The sequence below is a fragment of the Caballeronia sp. BR00000012568055 genome (assembly GCF_029439455.1).
GTDB lineage: Bacteria > Pseudomonadota > Gammaproteobacteria > Burkholderiales > Burkholderiaceae > Caballeronia.
On record NZ_JAQFVG010000160.1, the window covers coordinates 1 to 1,240 of the forward strand.

The window sequence follows — 1,240 nt, forward strand, 5'->3', positions numbered from 1 at the left end:
AATAATAGACGGGCGATCGATGCCACATCGGCTAGAGATCATGGATCGGCCCAAGCCTATTGTTTTGATTGAGAAGTTGCGGTTCTGTGATGAATGCGGCTTCAAATTGTTTGGCATCTACAAATAGACTATAGAGACATCGCCCGATGTAACGATCAGCTCACTTAACTTATCGCGATGATATGGGCATCGTTTCTTCAGCGGGTGACTTTGCAAAAAAAACCCGCGACAACTCGCGGGTTCGAAATCCTTGCTGGCCTTTACAGCTCTCCGCAAGGACGCTGGCGCAACGTTTTCGCTTCTACGTCACGGCCCTCGGGTTCACCTTTTCCGCACATTAACTGCTTTCGTTACATCAATTCAACCCTTCAAAAGTGAAAGAATTAAAAGATCTGGTTGCCTATCGAAATTCTAGGCAATAAATACCGAATCAGAATTAAATTACTATTTTGTTCAGTTTTTGTTCGAATTTGATGGCGCAGGATGCGGTAAAAACGGATGACGTGTTTAAGTCTGCGCAACTCCCGCTTCTCCAAGTGAGTTTCAACGCGGGAAACGGAAACGATGCGCAAACTCGCTCCGTTGAGCAGGGTCATGCACGAATTTACATTTCCTCTGTGCCTTAATTTGTCAGCACCCTTGCTGCATGTAGGTCCCCGTACTGGCTGCTCCTATTTCCAATCCGTTTCTTTCTGAAATCAAACTCCCTGCGGCTGAAAACGCGCCTGCTAACGAGACCACTGTCCTACTATCGACCAACGTCGTCTTACTAGGGGTTGCTGAGGAGCGCGTCGAGCTAACGTCAAGAGTGGTGTATGAGCAGCATCGTGACGGTCGATTTCAAGCGGCGAGTTTCTGCTGAACCGGTCGATCGTCTTGCACCGGTTCGCCGTCCTTGAAGGGGACGCCTTCGAGCAACAGCTTGATCTTTTCCGGTCCGTTGATGCGGCGCCAGGTTTTCTCCGCCTCCTCGATCAGCTTGAATGCCAGACCGAGGAAGGTAGGCCGCGACACGCAGTTACGCGTACGCGTCGTTCGATGACGTACCGTCGCGAACGTCGACTCGATCGCGTTGGTCGTCCGCAGATGCTGCCAGTGCTCAGCGGGGAAGTCGTAGAACGCCAACAGGCTCTCGCGATCCTTTTTCAGCGTCTCGGTTGCCTTCGGATATTTCGCCGAATGGATCGACACGAAACGGTCGAAAGCGGCGTACGCGTCGGCTCGTGTGGCAGCCATCCAG

General features: G+C 51.5%; 1 protein-coding gene. It reads right to left on the reverse strand.

The genetic code is table 11. From position 1 onward, the window contains the following. Positions 1 to 840 precede the first annotated feature (840 nt). Positions 841 to 1,240: transposase (locus tag P7F28_RS09230; protein ID WP_277184204.1), on the reverse strand; the 400-nt coding region annotated here is incomplete at its 5' end.